At 45.3% G+C, this 17,502-nt stretch carries 13 protein-coding genes; 5 read left to right on the forward strand and 8 right to left on the reverse strand.

Annotation, left to right across the window (positions count from 1 at the left end; all coding sequences use genetic code 11):
- The first annotated feature begins 99 nt into the window (after window positions 1-99).
- Window positions 100-744 carry an ABC transporter permease gene (locus ACLGGO_RS26025; protein WP_446421446.1) on the forward strand — a complete coding sequence of 215 codons (645 nt, stop codon included), beginning with the start codon at window positions 100-102 and terminating at the stop codon, window positions 742-744.
- Window positions 745-970: 226 nt separating this feature from the next.
- Here the strand turns inward: ACLGGO_RS26025 and ACLGGO_RS26030 are convergent, their stop codons facing one another.
- The 3 genes from ACLGGO_RS26030 to ACLGGO_RS26040 form a co-directional block, all read right to left on the reverse strand.
- On the reverse strand, window positions 971-2,962 hold the full coding sequence (locus ACLGGO_RS26030) for a Dyp-type peroxidase (protein WP_446421447.1): 1,992 nt from the start codon (window positions 2,960-2,962) through the stop codon (window positions 971-973).
- Window positions 2,963-3,091: 129 nt separating this feature from the next.
- Window positions 3,092-5,227 carry a galactose oxidase-like domain-containing protein gene (locus ACLGGO_RS26035; RefSeq protein ID WP_446421448.1) on the reverse strand — a complete coding sequence of 712 codons (2,136 nt, stop codon included), beginning with the start codon at window positions 5,225-5,227 and terminating at the stop codon, window positions 3,092-3,094.
- Between the two features lie 675 nt (window positions 5,228-5,902).
- A complete protein-coding gene (locus ACLGGO_RS26040) occupies window positions 5,903-6,538 on the reverse strand; it encodes an ABC transporter permease (RefSeq protein WP_446421449.1) in 636 nt (211 codons plus the stop codon).
- A 63-nt stretch (window positions 6,539-6,601) separates the two neighbouring features.
- Here ACLGGO_RS26040 and egtC point away from each other — a divergent pair, with 63 nt between their 5' ends.
- Window positions 6,602-7,390 (forward strand): ergothioneine biosynthesis protein EgtC, encoded by a 789-nt coding sequence (gene egtC, locus ACLGGO_RS26045; RefSeq protein ID WP_446421450.1) that lies wholly within the window; start codon window positions 6,602-6,604, stop codon window positions 7,388-7,390.
- Window positions 7,391-7,756: 366 nt separating this feature from the next.
- On the opposite strand, the gene ACLGGO_RS26050 is transcribed toward egtC, so the two are convergent.
- A complete protein-coding gene (locus tag ACLGGO_RS26050; protein WP_446421451.1) occupies window positions 7,757-7,945 on the reverse strand; it encodes a hypothetical protein in 189 nt (62 codons plus the stop codon).
- Between the two features lie 356 nt (window positions 7,946-8,301).
- On the opposite strand from ACLGGO_RS26050, the gene ACLGGO_RS26055 reads away from it, so the two are divergent.
- Complete coding sequence (locus ACLGGO_RS26055; RefSeq protein ID WP_446335456.1) at window positions 8,302-9,267, forward strand: protochlorophyllide reductase; 966 nt, start codon at window positions 8,302-8,304, stop codon at window positions 9,265-9,267.
- Window positions 9,268-9,875: 608 nt separating this feature from the next.
- On the opposite strand, the gene ACLGGO_RS26060 is transcribed toward ACLGGO_RS26055, so the two are convergent.
- Window positions 9,876-10,493, reverse strand: a complete 618-nt coding sequence (locus ACLGGO_RS26060; RefSeq protein ID WP_446421452.1) for a sugar O-acetyltransferase — start codon at window positions 10,491-10,493, stop codon at window positions 9,876-9,878.
- Between the two features lie 89 nt (window positions 10,494-10,582).
- On the reverse strand, window positions 10,583-10,897 hold the full coding sequence (locus tag ACLGGO_RS26065; protein ID WP_446356106.1) for an urease subunit beta: 315 nt from the start codon (window positions 10,895-10,897) through the stop codon (window positions 10,583-10,585).
- A 375-nt stretch (window positions 10,898-11,272) separates the two neighbouring features.
- Between ACLGGO_RS26065 and ACLGGO_RS26070 the strand changes: the two genes are divergently transcribed.
- Complete coding sequence (locus ACLGGO_RS26070; protein WP_446335459.1) at window positions 11,273-11,581, forward strand: hypothetical protein; 309 nt, start codon at window positions 11,273-11,275, stop codon at window positions 11,579-11,581.
- Between the two features lie 105 nt (window positions 11,582-11,686).
- On the opposite strand, the gene ACLGGO_RS26075 is transcribed toward ACLGGO_RS26070, so the two are convergent.
- On the reverse strand, window positions 11,687-13,630 hold the full coding sequence (locus tag ACLGGO_RS26075) for a CHASE2 domain-containing protein (protein ID WP_446421453.1): 1,944 nt from the start codon (window positions 13,628-13,630) through the stop codon (window positions 11,687-11,689).
- A gap of 168 nt (window positions 13,631-13,798) precedes the next feature.
- On the reverse strand, window positions 13,799-14,635 hold the full coding sequence (locus tag ACLGGO_RS26080; RefSeq protein WP_446421454.1) for a DUF928 domain-containing protein: 837 nt from the start codon (window positions 14,633-14,635) through the stop codon (window positions 13,799-13,801).
- A gap of 817 nt (window positions 14,636-15,452) precedes the next feature.
- Here ACLGGO_RS26080 and ACLGGO_RS26085 point away from each other — a divergent pair.
- Window positions 15,453-17,502, forward strand: a 2,050-nt coding sequence (locus tag ACLGGO_RS26085) for a two-partner secretion domain-containing protein (RefSeq protein ID WP_446421455.1), incomplete at its 3' end; no start/stop codon positions are given.

Below are 17,502 nucleotides of genomic sequence, written 5' to 3' on the forward strand. Positions count from 1 at the left end.
GTGGTGCAGGGATAAATACTGGGATAGATAGTCCTATGGCTACACGTAATTGGTAAACAGAATTATTGTATGATAAACGTTAATGGCTGAAAAACTCAAATGTTTCAGACGTTTGCCGAAGTTCTAAATTATATTGCCAGTCATCCAGACAAGTTTAGGGAAGCCCTAGGGCAACATTTGCTATTGGTACTCGTGCCACTGACAATCAGCTTAGTGCTGGGTTTACCGTTAGGGCTGCTGAGTGCGCGATCGCGAACCACCTCAACTGTCTTGATTAATACCGTCAATGGTTTACGAGTCATTCCCAGCTTAGCGATTTTATTCGTTGCCATTCCCTATTTGGGGCTAAGTTTCAAATCGGCGGCGGTAGCGTTGACGCTTTTAGCACTACCACCGATTTTGATCAGCACAGATGTAGCCTTTCGCAATATTGAACCCACCATTATCGAAGCCGCCAAAGGGATGGGGATGTCTCCCAGGCAAATTTTGCAACAAATCGAAATTCCTTTAGTCTTACCGGTAGTCATTGCTGGGATTAAAACCGCGACAGTCGAGGTAATTGGCAGCGCAACTCTAGCTGCTTTTATTGGTGCAGGAGGATTGGGTAGTTTTATTACGTTGGGGTTTGCGCTTTATGATCAAAGTATTCTACTGGTGGGTGCTATTCCTGTGGCAATATTGGCATTAGTTGCGGAGGTGAGTTTGAGTATTATACAACGATTTACATCCTCCTACAGCACGTAAAACAGGTTTTATATTTGTTATAGGGGTCATTTGTCAGTGTCCGCAGTTTCCCAGACTTTCATTCTCCTGCTAAGCACTCGTTTAGACTGAATTTTCCCCAGCCGAAAAATTGAAACTGCCTCACCTTATGGTGAGGCTTTCCACGATTTTTGACGTGCCCTACTTATTTACAATCGCTGAAAGATTGATGTGATGTAGTGGTGGTTTCAACTGAATCTTTTGTCTCTTACCCACATAGGGAACTGATGTAGTTGTTCAGCGTTGCGATGTTCTGCTCATAGGCAGATTCATCACCCACCGCCACTACACTCCGCACAAAAAACTTGAACGGTAGCTCTCGTTCGCCAAAAAAGCTAACAAATCCATCCGGCTCAAGGGTATCTCCGTTTAAACCAATTGCCCAATACAGTTCTTTGTATTCCTTAAGTTCGGCGATTTTATATTCGCTTGCCTCAATCTCCTGGTTGCGTACATCTTCAATGTATTTATTGAGCGTTGCGATATCCTCCTCGTAGGCAGAGGGGTCGCCAATTTCTACCTGCGAACTCCGCACGTAAAACTTAAATGGTAAGTTTCGCTGCTCGAAGAAGCGGAGGAATCCGTCTGGCTCGCTGGTTTCTCCGTTCAAACCAATTCCCCAGTTCCGCTGCTGGTAATTGCGGAGTTCGTCAATAATGTTTTGAGCAGCTTGGAGCTCTTGTTTGGGTACTCCCCGAAATACGATATTGCAGGTGGGAGCGGGAGCAAAAGACTTGAGGAAACTCATGCAGGGGGCAAAGAAATATTCCCCGCCTTTCATGGTTACCCAATGAGTGAAGTCAGCTTCCGTCTGCCCTGACTCGCCCCAGTTAGTTGACCATTGGTATGTCTCTGTGACGGCGACTAAGTTACCATTATTATCCTTTTCTTTCTTTTCAACACCAATGACTACATCTGTACCCACATCTCGCCGGACAAAGTTACGTTCCTTCGCCCATGCCTTCTGCATGAAGTTGAACTGATTCGATAAACTGGCTTGGAAGCACAAAAACAGCAGTCCTGCACCGGTTTCTGGCTCCTCGCTGGGCAGAGGTCCATAGTTAATTCCCCGACGAACAATACGATGCATCTTCTCCTCTTCTAGAGGGACTGGCGTTTCACCACGGGGATTGACCTTGCGAGTGTGGGCGTGGAAGGGACACTTTAGACCTTCGTTATCCTCTGCATAATTAAAGTTGTTCTCTTCAGGCTGTTGAGAGCTTTCCGTATTTTGGAGAACAACTGGAGTTCCGTCCTGGAAGCGTCCCATAGTGTAAGCTCCTGCTAAATCGGGGGAAGCTTCGAGCTTTTCAGCCAGGTTATTAACTACATCCTTGTTCCAGGCTTTAACGTTTTGCTCCAGTTTGCGGTAAACTAAAAAACTACCGTAGCTCTCATCTTTTTTACCCAAGGGATCTTTGAACAATACCAAATTTAGCGGGGCGCTAGGATCCCATTTGGAAAAGTCGCTATTTTCTTTTTCCTTGTCAATATCTGCCTTCAGAAACAGGGGTTGACTGACTCCATCTCGGAATCCGAAATGCTCCATCTCCGCTCCAGTTTCAGAACTTCTGAGGACGTAACCTATATCCTCATGGGCGACTGTAGCAATATTAGCCAGCTCTGTTTTTATTTTCTCTACTTGTTGTGCCAATAGAGCAGGCTGCTTGTGCAGCAGTTCGGGGTTTTTCCGCTCTAACAGCTTTGCCTCTTGGGTTCGCGGACCTACTATCTTATCACCTGCAAGCAATACAAGAGCATGAATTTCTTGTTGAAAACTATCTTCCCATTGCTCAACATCATCGCCAAGTTCGTTCTGAATATTGGTATCTTTCATCCCTTGTCGAAATGGGTTTTCATTGGGCAGATCCTCGTAGTTATACCCTAAGTACATATAACCAGCCCTTGTTAAAAAGAAGTTGCCAAATAGTTGACCTTCCCCTTCATACTGTCGATGCTGCTTTGCCTGCTCGGCTTGAGCCAGTGCAGATGTTACATACTTGTGACTAAAATTGCCAATCCATTGCTTAACGGATTCCGGATCGCCAGTGAATTTCAAAAACAAATGAACCGCATGGTTTCGTCCATGGGATTTGAGGATATTGCCTTGGATCTCACCTAACAGGGCTTCATATTCCAATTCATCAAAAGGGGTGACAATTTCGGTGACTTGCTTTATCGCTTCGTTGATGTCAGCCATAACCAACTCCTTTTTTACTGTGTAGCTAAACTTGTCTGGTTGAAAGTAAGACTGGGAGATATTTGACAAACAGTAAGTCAAAAAACTCCTACAAATATCTCGCCAGTGGAAGAATTGATGCCCCGGAAATTAAGCCTTTACTAATTGCACGATCTTGGCGTGGGAAGGCTTCCCGGCACCATTGACGTAGAAAAGCATGTAGTGGCCTGGTGGGCTGAAATGGTCGTTAGTCGGAGCGCTAAAGCTGATGCTAGTGTTGTTGTCAGTTCCACTAGGTTGTTGGTCTTGGATCTCTAGTTCTACCAAGCGTTGACCCATATCAAAAGAGTGAGTTGCCGAACCCAATTTCACCAGAACCACAGAACCTGAGTTATCTGTAGAGGCGTTGCTCACAGAGATAGTTTGAGAGGCGCCGTATTGTAGTTGTGTAATATCTGTCTCAATTTCTGGGCGGGGACTCGCTCCGAAGAGATAGGGCGGGTAAAATATTGCATGTTGCCAGATCTCGCCGCTATTGCCGTCAGTGCCTTTCTCGACAAACGCGAAATCGTTCTTGGTATCTAGACGAACGGTTCCGTCCTCATCATATCTGGCGGCGCGAGAGTTGTTGCCACCCATGACTAACACCCGTGCATCTGGTAACAGCAAAGCGTTGTTGTGATAAAGCCTGGGTTCAACATCCGGGTTCATCAGCTTGGTGCGGAAGCCTTGGTGGTCGGTTTGGGTGGCATCTGGAATCAACAAGGTCGGGTTGTAAGCCGGACGGGTTTCGGCGTAGTTACCTCCGTTGACTACCAAAATTTCCTTGGTCGGCAGAATGACAGCCTGTTCCATAGCCCGCTTGCCATAGCGACCTAAACTGGAGGACTGCTTTACATACTTATAATTCAGTGGTAAGGCTTTTACTTTACCCTCTACGATATCCTCAGTTTCGAGTAAAATGTCTTCGTCAATTTTGGCAAAAAAGTTCTTATCGATCTCCCACGAACCTTTAGTGTTAGTGTCTTGTGCGCCTGGTGCTTTCCAACGCTCTAGGCTGGCAGCAATAGTTGCTCCCTTGATCACATCTTTTCCTGGTCCAATACCAATGTTATTGGTGCCCATGATGCCACCCATTAAGAGGACATCTCCGTTAGGAGAACTCGGGTCTATTACTGCAGTACCATAGACTTTGTTGATGGCTTTTCTGTCAGGACCTTTCTCGAAGCTTATGGTATACTTTCCGGTTCCGGGGTCTTTATCGAAGATTACGAAATAGCTATGGACGCTTGCGTGAGCAATCTTAGCCTCGTTTTTACCGCCACCATCTCCTGTGATTAAGAATCGGTTTTGCTGTTGGGTTGGCAGTATGCGTGCATAAAGGTCTATGATGTCAGACCCGAAGTTCTCGTCGTTCATCCGAGTTGAAAACGGATTGTTGGGGAGATTTTTGACATCGATGGACTGCCAAGTTTTGTTTGTGGGATCGTAAATTTCTACCAGAGTGCTAATAAGTTCTGGAGAAGTTGCTGAGAGTCCCGAGAAGGCAGCAATTTCCCCGTCAGCTAGCGGGACGAGGGTAGGATACCAGTGACCGTCCTCGGTTAAACCTAAGGTTTCCCAAGTCCGATCTTGCCAGTGAAAAATATTGGCATTTCTCGATCCTAAGAAGCGCACGCCGGGGTAGTAGCGTCGAGTCCCCCCGACAAATAATACATCTCCGCTGGGTAGCTGTAAATGACCGGAACAGAAAAGGTCATTTATTTCACCTTCTACCTCCGCTGGGGGCGATGAAATACGCTCGAAAGGAGATTGGGTGAAGTCGGGTTGGGGGTTATAATAGAAATCAGAAAGGGAAGGATCGAAGATGGATGTGTTGTTGACGACATCGTAATTACTATTATCAAGACCGTCTTCGATTTTGCCATCTGCCGTAACGTGGTTGCGGTTGCTGCTGCCGTTGGCAATTAAGACTTTTGAGTTTGGTAATAGCGCTACGTGAACAGCTTGCATCCGATCCTTTTCTTCGGGCATTGGCAACATATACCAAGCACCCATTTCTGTCGGACAACCTTCGTAGGTTAGGAATTTATTCTTGAGGTTGTTTCGCAGTTTAGTTTCTAGCTCACTAGGAGTTCCGGTGCAAATTGAAGCGGAGGACGAGCCTCCGTCATCGGCTAGCGCGTAACTCCAGTCGCAAAAGATGACTGCTACTGCCAGGACAAAGATTGTCAATATCTTCAGGAGTTTGTTTCGCGTCGCGATTGTCAATTGTTCTTGCTTCATTATTTTATTTGTTCACTTCTATTAACTTCCCCTCAAAATGTCAAACCAGACAGAAAATTAGTAATTTTCTCCGCCTACTTTTGTACCTTTAAAAACCATCACCTCTAGAATCTAAATTGCACTTTAATTCCAGCAGAAACTGTGTCCAGTCCAGAAAATTAAGCCTGAGAAATACCAATTCTACAGACACAATTACCTGTCCGACAAGAGGAATTTGTTTCTAATCGGATGATACCCCTCTTTTGACTCAAAGAGGTACGCAAAGATTATACCCATCAGTCATGAGGAACATGAACCCATCCTCATTGGAAAACACTGCACACTGATAGGGTGTGAGAGGAACGCAAATTAATTTGCTTTGTATTGTTCTTGGCAATTATAACTTCTATCTAAAGAGGTATGTCAAGGGTAATACACTGGTCTGAGAAAATTTTTCTGTTTGGGCTTCGTCTGACAACCCTTTGGGACTAGTTGTAAAGAATTCTTAAGGGCTGTATTGAGGGGTTAAGCAAAGTTGTAAAAAACCAACTAAATAGTTGGACAAAAGTTTTGGGCGCTGTATAAGGTTTTGTAAATATTGTCTCAATGCTTGTGATATAACAACTTGGCTTATTTTTACATTTCTTAACACAGATCTGTTTATTTATGTCTGACCACTTATTCTGTAGAATAGTTTCATCTGGTTCCCTGAATTTTTCGTTGCGGATTAGATAGCCATTGTAATCCCAGCAAAATACCATTTAAAGCAAACGCCAAAATCGCCACGGTAATTGCCCCCGCCCAAATTTTATCGTAGCGATTCTGAGAAACTCCCTCAAACAGTAGTAATCCTAATCCTCCAGCCCCAAACTTAGCACCAATTGTGGCAATCGCGATCGCGACAATTGTTGCCAGACGTATTCCGGCAATTCCAATGGGTAAAATTAGGGGAACTTGTACCCACCACCACCGTTGCCAGGAATTCATTCCCATCCCGCGTGCGGCTTCTAAGATTTCGGGCTCAATTGATTGTAATGCCACCAGAAAATTTCGTACCAGAATCACTTGGGTATAGAGAATCATCGCCACCACTACCGATTGACGATTCAAGCCAAAAAGTGGTACAAGCAGAATAATTAGCGCTAGACTCGGTATGGTGTAGAGGATGCCCAGAATACCTAAAATGGGAATATTCAGCCAACGGTAGCGAGTGATCAGTAAGGATAAGGGAAGCGCGATCGCGACAGCAATCAGTACAGCTAAACCCGTCATCTGGAGATGTTCGAGCAGTAATTGAACAGTATCTTCAGGATTTTTAATAATATAGTTCATCAGGATTTCATTTCAGCCTAAAATATAAATGGATTCAATGGAATAGGATATAAACCAATAAGCATGTGCCGATTACTAGGCTACCTAGGTTCCCCTCTCCAACTCGATCAGCTTTTGTATAAACCTGAACATTCCCTGGTTGTCCAAAGTTACTTACCAAAGGAGATGAAATCGGGTGTCGTCAATGCTGATGGATTGGGCATTGGCTGGTATCATTTAAATCAGGATGTTGAGCCGTTTACCTACAAAAATACGCTACCCATCTGGAACGATACGAATCTACCGGAATTGAGCCGTTATGTGGAATCCGACTGTGTATTGGCGTATGTTCGGAGTGCTACACCGGGTCAAGCCTTGCATATGGGAAACTGTCAGCCCTTTCGCCGCGATCGCTTGTTATTCATTCACAACGGTTTTATCCAACATTTCCGCCAAACCCTGTATCGAGCCATTCGCGATCGCCTGAGTGATGAAATTTATCAATCAATCCACGGTACAACCGATTCTGAGCATATTTTTGCCCTCTTTGTCAATGAACTCCAAACGGCTCCCGATGCTTCCATAGAGAAAGCCTTGTCGCAAACCTTGATCCAGTTGACACAATTAGCCCAATCCGATCAAGTCAGCTTTTCTGCCAATGTGGTTATCAGTGATGGGCATAGCCTAGTTGCCAGTCGCTATGCATTGGATACCAGTGCACCGTCCCTATACTGGTTAAGGGATGATCCAAATTACCCTAACGCTGTCATGATTGCCTCTGAACCCTTGTTTGCTGGAAATTGGCACAGTTTCCCAACCAATAGCCTCCTGGTGGTTAAAGAGGATTTGGAGGTTCACATCAATCGACTCTAAACACTGATAACGTCGTGGAACTTAACAAATTCCCAAGGATGCCGATGCACCGCCATTTCAATGCCGTTGCCGTTTGTGCTATTCTAAGGATACCTACCATCTCATTTTTCTCAACCCAGCGCTCTCTCACGCTCGGGTTTTTCTAGATGTATAACTGAGTCGAATAGGCATAGCTTGAGTTCTATAACTTAGCTCTTAAGATTAGCTGAAGATATGTTCAGGGTACTTTTTAACGGCTTCACTCTCTTTTAACAGGATGACGGAATCCCCGGAGTGGAAGGATTCCGCCATTCTAGATGCCTTCACTTTTAGCCTCATACCCCAGCTTTATTCCTTTATCTTACCGTGCCGAAGACAACTCCTCACTTAGCCACGCCAATCGGGAAATTGACCCTGGAGACAGGCAGCGATTTCATCATTCCAGTCATCTTCTATTTTCGTAATCCACGCCTCAAACTTATCCTCAGTGCCGGCGTTGAACATTTTGTACCGCAGTTTTAACGACAATTTATCCCAGCGCACAGATTGGCTATGAGAGAGTCTGCAATAAGTCATTCTTAAGCTCCCGATAATTATTAGTTAACTCAAAACCACTGATTTTCTAAACTTCTTTTAACAAATATATTGAATTGTAAAGAAAAAATCTAGGCGTTCAATAACACAACTCAGGTGATGATTCAATAGACGATTGGTGATACTGTATAGTATCAATAAGTAATTTCAATGAACCTGCAGCGTGACCAGACAAAAGCCCTTGAGTGAGCGAGGTCACACTTTCTTACTCAGCCCCTCTACCCGATCAACTGAAAACTTTTTGAGCAACTGAATCAACTCAACTGTAAGATCATCAAGTAGCTCAGTGGTAAGAGAGTCTAAAAACAGTTAACGGCGGTTAACGGAGTCTGAAGAGAATGGAACAACATCAGAAATCGACGGTTGTGATTACGGGTGCCTCATCAGGGGTTGGTTTGTATGCTGCCAAAGCCCTGGCGCAAAGGGGAACATGGCATGTCGTGATGGCGTGTCGGAATTTAGAGAAAGCCCAGAACGCGGCTCAAGAGGTAGGTATCCCCCAGGATAGCTACACAATTATGCCGATTGACTTGGGTAGCTTAGAGAGCGTGCGCCAGTTTGTGACCCAATTCCGGGAAAGTGGCAAGTCTCTAGATGCTTTGGTGTGCAACGCCGCCATTTATATGCCTTTAATAAAGGAACCCCAGCGCTCGCCAGAAGGGTATGAATTAACCGTTGCCACAAATCACCTGGGACATTTCCTCCTGTGCCACCTGATGCTAGAGGATTTGAAGCATTCCTCGGCTTCGTCTCCCCGGCTGGTGATTTTGGGAACGGTAACCCACAATCCCGATGAATTGGGTGGGAAGATTCCACCGCGTCCAGATTTAGGTGAACTCAAAGGCTTTGAAACGGGATTCAAAGAACCTCACTCTATGATTGACGGCAAAAAGTTTGAACCCGTCAAAGCCTACAAAGACAGCAAAGTCTGTAATGTGCTGACGATGCGAGAACTGCATCGGCGCTATCACGAGTCAACAGGTATCGTTTTCAGTTCCCTTTATCCAGGATGTGTCGCCGATACACCCCTGTTCCGAAATCACTATCCCCTGTTTCAGAAACTCTTTCCCTTATTCCAGAAACACATCACTGGGGGGTACGTATCGCAGGAGTTAGCAGGTGAACGGGTTGCCGTCGTCGTTGCCGATCCTGAATATAGCCAATCCGGTGTCTATTGGAGTTGGGGGAACCGACAGAAGAAAGAGGGCAAGTCCTTTGTGCAAAGGGTTTCTCCCCAAGCCCGCGATGATGAAAAAGGGGAGAGGATGTGGGAGTTGAGTGCCAAGTTAGTGGGAATCGTTTGAGGAGAGAGGACTAGGGGTTGCCATTTGTCCTAGCCGCTCTAAATAACTTGTCGGGGCGATTCCTGAATTGCCCCGACTGTGATATCCTCCCACACCAAATCAAAGATTCTCCCCCTCTCCCCCCACAATTAGATAACTATCGGGAAAGTCGGCATTGAAATAATACAGTGTATTACGAAAGCGTTGACAATAGTTGTATTCTTCTTTACCATAGTTATTATTCCTTCTAAAGAAGGTTACTAGGACGTATTACAAGCAAGGGAATTTGCTCTCACAGCAAGAAGAAAATCCCATTGCTGCTGACGATTGATGTTGACGACATTGAGCTAGGGAGCATTTACTAAAAAAGCCGTTAGGTTTTTCAAGCTTTGTTTGTTTAAAGTAGACAAAGCTTTGTGCGACGGCAAAACCTGTATCGATGGGGCTATTGGTTGAAAGAGATGGCTCTACCCGAACAGGTACTGGTAAATGAATGTTAGGGTGCATTTTCAGGTTCATGTGACGTGTTTGATAAGGGTCTTTATTTAAATAACGCCACTGATAGATAGGAATGCGCGATCGCAACTCATTCTCTTTCAACAAGAGATAGCGATCACGTTTTTTTACGGTTACACTTCCAGGATTGGAGGTTGAGTCGTACTTGCCACTCGTATAACCCGACAGGGATTTCCGGCGGCGATAACATTGGCAGGAATACTTTTGGTAACAACGCTACCGGCACCAATCGTGGTATTATCGCCAATCGTGACACCTGGACAAATAATTGCACCGCCACCAATCCAGACATTATTACCAATTTTAAGGGGTCTGGCGAGTTCGCGTCCGGTTAGTCTTTGGGTTGGATCGGTAGGATGATAGGCTGTATAAATCTGCACATAAGGTCCACATAACAGGTTATCGCCTAAATGAACCGTATTACAGTCGAGAATCACACAACCATAGTTCATATAGAGATTATCGCCGACATAGATATTACTGCCATAGTCACAGTAAAAGGGAGGACTAATTTGAGGATTAGATCCCAGCTTGCCAAATAAGTCCTGTAAAAGTTGCGATCGCGTCTCTACTTCGTCTTCCATTGTGGAGTTGTACAAGCGCGTCAGTTGACAGGCTCGATTATGTAATGCTTTTAATTCAGGGTCAGATGCTAGATATAGCTCTCCTGCTAACATCCTCTGTTTTTCACTCATCTGCTTCATCAAAGCAATATCCTGCCAGCTTATCATTGCTTGAGTTTTGTCCGGTTTCTCCACCATTGTTGGGAAGTTCCTGATCGGGAGGGCGAGCCGAGAAATTGTAATTTGGCGTGGAGAAGTCAATAATTATCCAGCGCCCCATTCACTCTGCCATTAAACCCATAAACCTGACGGCTACCGACAAACGGTACCAACTCAACCTCCCGTTCATCTCCCGGTTCAAAGCGCACGGCTGTACCCGCCGGAATGTTTAACCGCATCCCCTTGGTTGGCTCTCGGTCAAATGATAGAGCGTCATTCACTTCATAGAAATGAAAATGAGAACCTACCTGAATCGGGCGATCGCCTGTATTCGCTACCGACAGGCGCAAGGTTGGACGCCCCACATTCAGTTCAATCTCTCCCTTTTGGATGATTTGTTCCCCTGGAATCATCGTCTATTTTTAATAAAAGTTTACAAAAGTACAAGTAATGTTGATTTCAATGACAGCAACTACTCCCAGCGCTGCAACTGCCTTGAGAACTGTCAACGAATCTAAATCTGTTAATAATACACGACTATTTAGCCTGTTGGCTAGATAAATAATTTTAATTTTGTATACTTACCTTGATTAATGTTTACAATCATTAATGAGTTGGGAGTTCGGTGATCATGCGGATAAAAATTACGCTATTTTGCTGAGATAGCCAACCGCTAATTTTGATAAAAGTTAATTAGTCAACGCACAATTGGTAGGAAAATGTAACATTTCCTTTGCAAAAATAAATTTTTCTAACAACTTGTAACGACAAGGAAATAAGTATCAGATATGTCCTCAACCCAGTCAGCAACTCTTTCTCGCACGGATTTGTCCTTAAGCCAACAATTTGTATCCAATCCATCCCAGCGACTGAATAAAACACATCATTATAAATTATCCAATGACCGTCACAATCATGTCTTCGTCCCGAAAGATGGCGGAATTCGGGCTTACATGACAGAACAAGGTCAAGGCGTAGAACCCGGTGATTATCTCATTTTGCACAGAGGCTCTACTTCAAATCGCTATCAAGTGGATAAGATTAATTACTATTCCAGCCCGCCCGATATGTGGATTGCTCTGCTGAAACAATGTTAAGTTGAAGTAGATCCGAATGGCTATTATGTCACGCATTTAAATTGGGAATGGGTAGCGAGCAAGATGCTCACATTACAAGGATTTGGCAGTTGTTGACATTAAGGTTTAAATGCCGAACAGCTTACTCGATTGACCTTCTAAAATTTGGTAGATTTTGATGGATTGCTGGCGTCCTTTTAACTGCACCGTGCCAATAAATTGGCTGGTAAATTTATCGTGGATATGCTGATAGGTTTCTTCGCTGATTAAAATGCGGCAGATTCCACCATCGAGAGATTTATCATAACTTTCTAACCGGGCGGCAATATTCACACTATCGCCAATGGTGGTGTAGTTGAGGCGTTGGCGAGAACCGACGCTTCCGGTGACGACAGTACCTGTGGCAATTCCTACGCGCATGGCGGCTGTGGGTAACCCTTGGGCTTGCCAATGTTGATTTAGCGATCGCAGATTTTTGCCCATCTCTATTGCACAATTCACCGCCGCGATCGCATCTTGGGTAATTTCGGCGTCTGTGGTACTGGGGATGGGAATGCCAAAGACTGCCATCACCGCATCACCGATAAATTTATCTAGGACGCCATTATGGTTGAGAACTGTCTCTGCCATAACATTCATGTAATCATTTAACCATACCATTAAGGTTTCTGGGTCGGTGTTTTCGGTAATCGTGGTGAAGCCTTTTAAATCCGTAAATAGAACCGTTGCGGTTAACTTCTGTCCCGATAGCTGTCCATCTTTGAGGAGTTGGTTGCGATCGCGCCAGATGGCTTGGGCTATTTTAGGAGAGACATGCTGTCCCAATAAATTCATTATTGTTTGCTTGTCTTCGCTTTCCGTGTAGGCGATATAGGCGGTAATCGCCACACCCGAACCACTCAAGGCTAACAAAGGCGGCACCAACGGTATCCACCACCCCGCCAGAAATGCACAGTATGACCCAATCGTCAACAATCCTCCCACCAAAAACAGTCCCGCCGCCTTCCAACGAATGCGGAATGCTTTCCAGCCCACGGATGCACCAACAAACGACCAGAGAATAATCCATCCCCATTCTATCGGTTCCGACCAGATTTGGATCAGGGGACGCCCATCTAATGCCGCACTTAAAATTTGGTTGGTCAAATCTGCATTAACTTCCACCCCATTCGGGGCGGTGAAAAAACTATTACTGTACGGGGTAAAAATGCGATCCTTGACACTTTCTGCCGCTGTACCAATTAAAACAATCCGATTTTTTGCCCAATCTGGGGGGATTTTATCGTCTAGAACTTCAGTCATGGAAACCGTGGGATAGACGGGACAGGTTCCCTCCAGTTTTCCCCGACATTCATGGTTGCGAAAATTAAACAGGATTTGATACCCGCCTGTATCAATGTTGATATAACTGCCATCTTGGGGTTGCAGGCGAGTAAAGACGGCGTCACCTAAGCCATATTTATATTCCGGTTCAATTTCTTCTAAGGTAATCCCTTCGGTTTCCAGATAAAGTAATGCTAACTTAGCGGCTAAGGTTTCAATAGTGTCGCCATTTTTTAGAGTAATTGAAAGTAAGGCACGGCGGACTTTCCCATCTTGATCAAAAATCATATTAGCCGCACCCACCTGATCCCGTTCCTTTAAGATAGGCGGTGGGGCGACAGGTTCACCCAATGCATCGCCGACGACTTTTTCAATGCCAATAAGATTGGGTGTGGAGGCAAAGACATTAATTAATTCCTCATGACCGGGTGGCACAGGTAAATCCCGAAATAAATCCAGACCAATGGCTTTGGGTTGCTGTTGTTTAAGTTTCTCAATTAACTGTGCTAATGTTCGATCAGAAATGGGCCACTGTCCAGCATTTTGGATATCCTTTTCCGTAATCGCCACAATCGCAATCCGTTCCGAGGTAGGTTCCAGGGGACGCCAACGGAAGAATTGATCCAACGCCGCCCATTCGAGGAGTTGTAACGCACCTGTTAAGCGTAGGGCGATGGTTAATCCGGCGACAGTTGGCGCAGAAATTAATACACCCCGCCATTCCTGGAAAAACTGAATAATTGTCATTGGTCATTTGTCATTCATTGAATAGCACTGAATTAACACAGGTTCGTAGTAGGCACTTTAGTGCCATAAACGAGACAAATCTGTAGAATTAAGGGCTTTAGCCCTTACTACAAGCCGAATCTAATCCACTTAAACCCACACCAACCCATTGCCACCATTGCCAAATTCTCAATACTCCACTGGCGTACTTTCAATCAAAGGCGCTTGAGAAATTTCTTCCAGTTTCACGGATTCTGATTTGAGCAGATTTTCCCAAACCATCGCTAGGTTCTCATCCTCTGGATGAGACTGTCTCAAATCAACCAGTGTCGTTAAAAGTTCGTGCCAAACACCATAATTTCCATACAATGCCGCTAACTCCAAAGGCTTCACCTTGTCTAAATCTTTTGCCAAAGATGGGTTGGGTTGAGTGCGTTTAATCCATCCCATCACTTTTGGGTTTCCATCGGCACCGGCTGAGTTGCATTGCAGGCTCAATGTCCATTTGTAAACGCGATCAATTTCTAACGAGTCTTTATCAGTGGGGACTTTAATGCTGATAATACCCGGAGTTTCCGGAAGATCAATAGTGGTATAGTAAACCAGTTCAGTCACGTCGCTATCAGTCAAAATAAAGGTGGCGGTTTTGGCACTGGTTTCGGGTACATAGACAAAGAAAGTAGGATGTTCACTCACAGTTAACGTGGGATGTTCCTTCACAGTTTCCTTGTTTCCCGTTAATCCTTGAACAGTACCAGGTGTTAGCGGAGTCAAAGAAGGGGAGAAAGATTCATCTGTGAGACATCCTCCACGAGTGCCGAGTGTCCCGCTTTCTTTAGGTTCTCCTTCAGTTCGTGGAGATTTGAAACCGATCTCCAATGAACTGGGGAAAAGGGTACTGGCGACTGAATTAACGGGTTGAGACTCTGCTAGCACTGGTGTGGCATAGCGAGAGAAACTCACCAGCGAAAGGGAGCAAACCAATGAGGTGGTTGCGAAGAGTAGAGAGTAAGTTGTTTTTGTCATAATACTCGCCATTCCCTGAATTAATATTTAGGTGTTTTCAGTTATTCCTAGCTAGTCGTGCTACTCGGTCAAAAGTTCCCTGAATATTTAGGTAAAATTGATTACATTTATTATGAAGGGGTCGGTGGTAGATGCCTGTACAGCACATATCCTATTAAATCGGATTCTTTACCCAAGGTAAATACTTTTCATATTTATTTACAATCGGGATAGTGATGACTTAAAGGTAATAGTTTGTATGACTCGACTGACCCATCTTGGTGGTTGAAAAGAGGCTTGTCGTCAGCTTGAACCACCCTCTGTCGGGGACTTTTCGTGAAGGATACTCCCTACGCTATGAGTCTGTGTCTATGTCCTATATAAGCCAAGAAGCGCGTCTACAACCGCCCAGCTAACCGTTAAGTTGACTCTCGATTAGATTAATTTTTTGTAATGAAACATTAAGTCAAGAATTTATGACATAAAAGGCTAAGAGAAGTTGTACTCCTTGCGTAAAGGTCTATCTATTATAGAATTTTTTTTGTAACAATCGGGCAATCCCTTGTTTGATAAGTCTTGTAAGACTTCACTCTCAGCTTTTATTGACAAAAGAGACAAGTTGTGAGTGCGTAGAATTACAACGTTATAGTTCATCCACTCTCGTATCCCATTTCCCTAGAAATTGTAAAGAAAGATGTGGGGAATATATAAGCGTAAAGGTTGGGTTGGTTTAGCCGAATATTTCCTGATCTTAACCAGCAACTCTCAGAAAAAGAAATTTACCCATTATCAAAAAAAATGTGGCAAGATTATAGGCATATTTGGAGGGAATCAGGTTATGAAAATGGGCGACTCCTCCGTTGGCAAGTTACCTGAATTATTTTCTCTGGCGGGAATAATTTCTCTGGGCATGGTTACGCTTCACTCCATGTCTCCGGTTCAGGCGCAATCGATTACCCAGGCTGAGGATGGTACGGGTACTGTGGTAACAATTAATGGCAATCAGTACGATATTTCTGGGGGTTCTTTTTCAGAGGATGGGGCAAACCGATTTCATAGTTTGCAGGAGTTTGGACTTTCTGCCAATGAGATTGCTAATTTTCTCTCTACACCAGATATTCAAAATATTTTAGGGCGTGTGGTGGGCGGGAATGCCTCCATGATTGATGGATTGATTCAGGTGACGGGGGGGAATGCCAATTTATTTTTAATCAATCCAGCGGGGATCGTGTTTGGGGCGAATTCTCGGTTAAATGTGATGGGGGATTTTACCGCTACCACTGCTACGAGAATTGGGTTTGATGAGAATGGTTGGTTTAATGCGTTTGGTAACAATAGCTACGAAGCTTTAATTGGTAATCCCAGTCAGTTCGCGTTTGATTTGGTGCAGTCGGGCAGTATTGTTAATGAAGGGAATTTGGTCGTAGGTGAGGGTCAGACTTTAACCTTACTGGGGGGAAGTGTGACGAATCAGGGAGAACTCACCGCACCAGGGGGTAATATTACCATTGCGGCTGTAGCCGGAGAGAATTTAGTCCGGGTGAGTCAACCGGGGCATTTGTTGAGTTTGGAGTTTGTCCCACCCCAGGATGGTGAGGGAGGGGTGATTCCGGTTCAGCACTTGGATTTAGCCGTATTGTTGACGGGGACTGGGGGGCAAGTAAATAATCAGGGACAAGTTTCTGTGGATAGTCCTGATGCCGGAGGGGTTAATCTGGCAGGAACGGTGGTGTATAACCAGGGACAAATTACCGCCGATGGGGAGAATGGCGGGCGTATCCAGATTGAGACAAAGAATTTGTTGGATAGTGGCAGGCTTAGTGCCAGTGGGAGTGATGGCAGGGGTGGAGAAATTCAGATTGATTATACGGGTACGCTGATTCAGACGGCGAGTGCTTTGACTTCGGCGACGGGGACTCAACAGGGGGGAGAGATTGGGGTTTATGGGAGAGAGGAGACTCAATTAACTACGTCTGGTAGGTTTGAGGCGACAGGAGAGGTGGGCGGTTCTGTGCATTTGTTTGGTCAAGATGTGCGGCTGTTAGCAGCAGATGTGGATGTAAGTGGTAATAGTGGGGGTGGGGAGATTTTAGTTGGGGGTGACTTTCAGGGAAATCCTCTGAATTTGGGGGAAATCCCCCCCAACCCCCCTTTGAAAGGGGGGAGTTCCATTAACCCCCCTTACGAAGGGGGGCAAGGGGGGATGGTCAATGCTCAAAATACACTGATTAATCATGCCACTATTCTCAGGGCAGATGCGCTAACAGTAGGAAATGCGGGTAAAGTGATTGTTTGGTCAGACCAACTCACTCAATTTGCTGGCACGATTCAGGCGCGGGGGGGTGCAGTGCAGGGTGATGGTGGGTTTGTGGAAGTGTCGGGGAAAGAGACCTTGGCAATGGCAGGGGTTGTGGAAGCGGGGGCGGTGAATGGAGAAGCCGGGACGCTGTTGCTTGACCCGAAAAATATTGTGATTGATGATACTGATACCACACCGCTATTCCCGCAGTTTGACCTGATTGACCCCAATGCTGGGGGTGGGACGGGGTTTGGCACTCATATTGTGCCTGTGAGTACGGGAAATGTGGTGGTAACTAAGCCAGGGGATAACTTTGCGGCGGATAATGCGGGAGCGGTTTATCTTTATAACGGCGCTACAGGAGCACTGATTAGCACATTGACTGGCTCTCAGGTTAGTGACCTTGTGGGCAATGAAGGCGTAGTAGCGCTGAGCAACGGCAATTACGTGATCCGTAGCTCCTTTTGGGACAACGGGGCAGTAGTGGATGCCGGGGCAGTCACCTGGGGCAGTGGCACTACTGGCATTTCTGGGGCGGTTGATGCTGCCAATAGCTTAGTCGGCACCCGTGCTAATGACTTTGTGGGCA

This window comes from Coleofasciculus sp. (genome assembly GCF_046565525.1).
GTDB lineage: Bacteria > Cyanobacteriota > Cyanobacteriia > Cyanobacteriales > Coleofasciculaceae > Coleofasciculus.